Below are 5,417 nucleotides of genomic sequence, written 5' to 3'. Positions count from 1 at the left end.
CCGCTCTTTAACAATTAAACAACCGATAAGTGTGGGCGCTTGATGCGAGTGCAGAGTGACTTCGGTCACAAGCACAATGAAATCAAGTGCTCACTAGAAGTGAAGTACCTTAGACGTCAAGTTTAAGAACATACCTCACTTCCTTTGAGTAGCGACGTATGACTCGACCCTTTCGGGGGTTAAGAAATACGAACAAATACAGAGATTAAACTGAAGAGTTTGATCCTGGCTCAGATTGAACGCTAGCGGGATGCCTTACACATGCAAGTCGAACGGCAGCACGGACTTCGGTCTGGTGGCGAGTGGCGAACGGGTGAGTAATGTATCGGAACGTGCCTAGTAGCGGGGGATAACTACGCGAAAGCGTAGCTAATACCGCATACGCCCTACGGGGGAAAGCAGGGGATCGCAAGACCTTGCACTATTAGAGCGGCCGATATCGGATTAGCTAGTTGGTGGGGTAACGGCTCACCAAGGCGACGATCCGTAGCTGGTTTGAGAGGACGACCAGCCACACTGGGACTGAGACACGGCCCAGACTCCTACGGGAGGCAGCAGTGGGGAATTTTGGACAATGGGGGAAACCCTGATCCAGCCATCCCGCGTGTGCGATGAAGGCCTTCGGGTTGTAAAGCACTTTTGGCAGGAAAGAAACGTCATGGGTTAATACCCCGTGAAACTGACGGTACCTGCAGAATAAGCACCGGCTAACTACGTGCCAGCAGCCGCGGTAATACGTAGGGTGCAAGCGTTAATCGGAATTACTGGGCGTAAAGCGTGCGCAGGCGGTTCGGAAAGAAAGATGTGAAATCCCAGAGCTTAACTTTGGAACTGCATTTTTAACTACCGAGCTAGAGTGTGTCAGAGGGAGGTGGAATTCCGCGTGTAGCAGTGAAATGCGTAGATATGCGGAGGAACACCGATGGCGAAGGCAGCCTCCTGGGATAACACTGACGCTCATGCACGAAAGCGTGGGGAGCAAACAGGATTAGATACCCTGGTAGTCCACGCCCTAAACGATGTCAACTAGCTGTTGGGGCCTTCGGGCCTTGGTAGCGCAGCTAACGCGTGAAGTTGACCGCCTGGGGAGTACGGTCGCAAGATTAAAACTCAAAGGAATTGACGGGGACCCGCACAAGCGGTGGATGATGTGGATTAATTCGATGCAACGCGAAAAACCTTACCTACCCTTGACATGTCTGGAATTCCGAAGAGATTTGGAAGTGCTCGCAAGAGAACCGGAACACAGGTGCTGCATGGCTGTCGTCAGCTCGTGTCGTGAGATGTTGGGTTAAGTCCCGCAACGAGCGCAACCCTTGTCATTAGTTGCTACGAAAGGGCACTCTAATGAGACTGCCGGTGACAAACCGGAGGAAGGTGGGGATGACGTCAAGTCCTCATGGCCCTTATGGGTAGGGCTTCACACGTCATACAATGGTCGGGACAGAGGGTCGCCAACCCGCGAGGGGGAGCCAATCCCAGAAACCCGATCGTAGTCCGGATCGCAGTCTGCAACTCGACTGCGTGAAGTCGGAATCGCTAGTAATCGCGGATCAGCATGTCGCGGTGAATACGTTCCCGGGTCTTGTACACACCGCCCGTCACACCATGGGAGTGGGTTTTACCAGAAGTAGTTAGCCTAACCGTAAGGGGGGCGATTACCACGGTAGGATTCATGACTGGGGTGAAGTCGTAACAAGGTAGCCGTATCGGAAGGTGCGGCTGGATCACCTCCTTTCAGAGCTTAAGTGCTCGTGTTAAGCGTCCACTCTTATCGGTTGTTTGATATATAGCTGGGATCGGTTGTGGGCTTGGGTAGAGGGATTCCTCCCTGTGTCCATAGCGTCCTGACTACTGATCCGAGAAGGTTTTGGGTCTGTAGCTCAGTCGGTTAGAGCACCGTCTTGATAAGGCGGGGGTCGTTGGTTCGAATCCAACCAGACCCACCAAGTATTTAACGCCAAGCGTTGAATATGGGGGTGTAGCTCAGCTGGGAGAGCGCCTGCTTTGCAAGCAGGATGTCATCGGTTCGATCCCGTTCACCTCCACCATTGATTCTTGGGCTTGATTTTCAAGCAGTCACCTGGTGGTGACGTGTAGAGGCTAACTCATAGTGCTGCTGGCAGCGTTATGAGTTAGGTTTTACCTAACAGCTATATTCGTTCTTTAACAATCTGGAAGAAGCACAACGAAATGTACTTATCAAGTACTCGGCGCAAGTCGATGAAGATAAGTACGGGTTGTGATTGCATTATTTTGTTCCAAGTTCTCAAGACTGAAGTGAATAACTTCAGGCTGCTTTGAAACTTATGAACGGCACAAACGCTAATACTCAGGTCCTATAGCCTACAGCGTTATAGGATCAAGCGACTAAGTGCATATGGTGGATGCCTTGGCGATCACAGGCGATGAAGGACGTAGTAGCCTGCGAAAAGCTACGGGGAGCTGGCAAACAAGCTTTGATCCGTAGATGTCCGAATGGGGAAACCCACCGCAGCAATGCGGTATCCCTAGCTGAATACATAGGCTAGTGGAAGCGAACCGGGTGAACTGAAACATCTCAGTAGCTCGAGGAAAAGAAATCAACCGAGATTCCGAAAGTAGTGGCGAGCGAAATCGGAAGAGCCTTTACGTTTTAGCATGCAAGATAATCGAACGGAATGGAAAGTCCGGCCGTAGCAGGTGATAGCCCTGTAGATGAAATTTTGTGTGTGGAACTAAGCGTAAGAAAAGTAGGGCGGGACACGTGAAATCCTGTTTGAAGATGGGGGGACCATCCTCCAAGGCTAAATACTCGTGATCGACCGATAGTGAACCAGTACCGTGAGGGAAAGGCGAAAAGAACCCCGGAAGGGGAGTGAAATAGATCCTGAAACCGTATGCATACAAACAGTAGGAGCCTCCTTGTGGGGTGACTGCGTACCTTTTGTATAATGGGTCAGCGACTTACATTCAGTGGCAAGGTTAACCGAATAGGGAAGCCGTAGCGAAAGCGAGTCCGAATAGGGCGATTCAGTCGCTGGGTGTAGACCCGAAACCAGATGATCTATCCATGGCCAGGTTGAAGGCACGGTAACACGTGCTGGAGGACCGAACCCACTAATGTTGAAAAATTAGGGGATGAGCTGTGGATAGGGGTGAAAGGCTAAACAAATCTGGAAATAGCTGGTTCTCTCCGAAAACTATTTAGGTAGTGCCTCAAGTATTACTGCGGGGGGTAGAGCACTGTTATAGCTAGGGGGTCATGGCGACTTACCAAACTATGGCAAACTCCGAATACCCGCAAGTACAGCTTGGGAGACAGAGCACCGGGTGCTAACGTCCGGACTCAAGAGGGAAACAACCCAGACCGCCAGCTAAGGTCCCGAATTATCGCTAAGTGGGAAACGAAGTGGGAAGGCATAGACAGTCAGGAGGTTGGCTTAGAAGCAGCCATCCTTTAAAGAAAGCGTAATAGCTCACTGATCGAGTCGTCCTGCGCGGAAGATGTAACGGGGCTAAGCGATAAACCGAAGCTGCGGGTGTGCACTTTTAGTGCACGCGGTAGGAGAGCGTTCTGTAAGCCTGCGAAGGTGGCTTGTAAAGGCTGCTGGAGGTATCAGAAGTGCGAATGCTGACATGAGTAGCGATAAAGGGGGTGAAAAGCCCCCTCGCCGTAAGTCCAAGGTTTCCTGCGCAACGTTCATCGGCGCAGGGTGAGTCGGCCCCTAAGGCGAGGCAGAGATGCGTAGCTGATGGGAAACTGGTTAATATTCCAGTACCGTCGTACAGTGCGATGGGGGGACGGATCGCGGAAGATCATCAGGGTGTTGGATGTCCCTGTTGCTGTATCGAAGATGGCGCTTAGGCAAATCCGGGCGCGTAAATCAAGGGTATGGCACGAGCGAGCATTGCTTGCGAAGTGATTGGAAGTGGTTCCAAGAAAAGCCTCTAAGCTTCAGCTGTACGAGACCGTACCGCAAACCGACACAGGTGGACGGGATGAATATTCCAAGGCGCTTGAGAGAACTCAGGAGAAGGAACTCGGCAAATTGATACCGTAACTTCGGGAGAAGGTATACCCCGGTAGTGTGAAGCGCCTGCGCGCTTAGCATGATGGGGTCGCAGAGAATCGGTGGCTGCGACTGTTTATTAAAAACACAGCACTCTGCAAAGACGAAAGTCGACGTATAGGGTGTGACGCCTGCCCGGTGCCGGAAGGTTAAGTGATGGGGTGCAAGCTCTTGATCGAAGCCCCGGTAAACGGCGGCCGTAACTATAACGGTCCTAAGGTAGCGAAATTCCTTGTCGGGTAAGTTCCGACCTGCACGAATGGCGTAACGATGGCCACACTGTCTCCTCCTGAGACTCAGCGAAGTTGAAGTGTTTGTGATGATGCAATCTACCCGCGGCTAGACGGAAAGACCCCATGAACCTTTACTGTAGCTTTGCATTGGACTGTGAACCGGCCTGTGTAGGATAGGTGGGAGGCTTTGAAGCGTGGTCGCTAGATCACGTGGAGCCATCCTTGAAATACCACCCTGGTTTGTTTGCGGTTCTAACCTTGGTCCGTTATCCGGATCGGGGACAGTGCATGGTGGGCAGTTTGACTGGGGCGGTCTCCTCCCAAAGTGTAACGGAGGAGTTCGAAGGTACGCTAGGTACGGTCGGAAATCGTGCTGATAGTGCAATGGCATAAGCGTGCTTGACTGTGAGACTGACAAGTCGAACAGGTGCGAAAGCAGGACATAGTGATCCGGTGGTTCTGAATGGAAGGGCCATCGCTCAACGGATAAAAGGTACTCTGGGGATAACAGGCTGATACCGCCCAAGAGTTCATATCGACGGCGGTGTTTGGCACCTCGATGTCGGCTCATCTCATCCTGGGGCTGTAGCCGGTCCCAAGGGTATGGCTGTTCGCCATTTAAAGAGGTACGTGAGCTGGGTTTAAAACGTCGTGAGACAGTTTGGTCCCTATCTGCCGTGGGCGTTGGATACTTGACGGAGCCTGCTCCTAGTACGAGAGGACCGGAGTGGACGTACCTCTGGTGTACCGGTTGTCATGCCAATGGCATTGCCGGGTAGCTAAGTACGGAAGAGATAACCGCTGAAGGCATCTAAGCGGGAAACTCGTCTGAAGATTAGGTATCCCGGGGACTTGATCCCCCTGAAGAGTCGTTCGAGACCAGGACGTTGATAGGTCGGGTGTGGAAGCGCAGTAATGCGTTAAGCTAACCGATACTAATTGCTCGTGAGGCTTGATCCTATAACACTGATGGTTATGACCTGGTGATATAGCGTTCCAAGTGTCGTTCAATACAAAATCTGGCTGCACCGTCAGCAGCCAGCCAACACCAATTACACCCCACTGTGCGTGATCATCGAGCCAGTCTCTGATCATCCACACGTTGCGCTTCTTCCAAGATTGGAGTTGTTGC

The 5,417-nt window shown here is 51.9% G+C and carries 2 tRNA genes and 2 rRNA genes; all 4 read left to right on the top strand.

Annotated features, from left to right (window positions below):
- The first annotated feature begins 207 nt into the window (after positions 1–207).
- The 4 genes from AC3WMR_RS30630 (at position 208) to AC3WMR_RS30615 (ending at position 5,245) form a co-directional block, all read left to right on the top strand.
- A 16S ribosomal RNA gene (locus tag AC3WMR_RS30630) occupies positions 208–1,738 on the top strand.
- 134 nt (positions 1,739–1,872) lie between these two features.
- Positions 1,873–1,949: transfer RNA gene (locus AC3WMR_RS30625), tRNA-Ile, on the top strand.
- A 26-nt stretch (positions 1,950–1,975) separates the two neighbouring features.
- Positions 1,976–2,051: transfer RNA gene (locus AC3WMR_RS30620), tRNA-Ala, on the top strand.
- A gap of 309 nt (positions 2,052–2,360) precedes the next feature.
- Positions 2,361–5,245: ribosomal RNA gene (locus AC3WMR_RS30615) — 23S ribosomal RNA — on the top strand.
- The 16S and 23S rRNA genes sit together here with 2 tRNA genes alongside, the layout of an rRNA operon.
- Positions 5,246–5,417: the final 172 nt, after the last annotated feature.

This window comes from Achromobacter sp. FW305-C-28 (genome assembly GCF_058783235.1).
The sequence above is the reverse complement of the archived record's forward strand: the minus strand, read 5'-3'. Positions and strand labels throughout refer to the sequence as shown.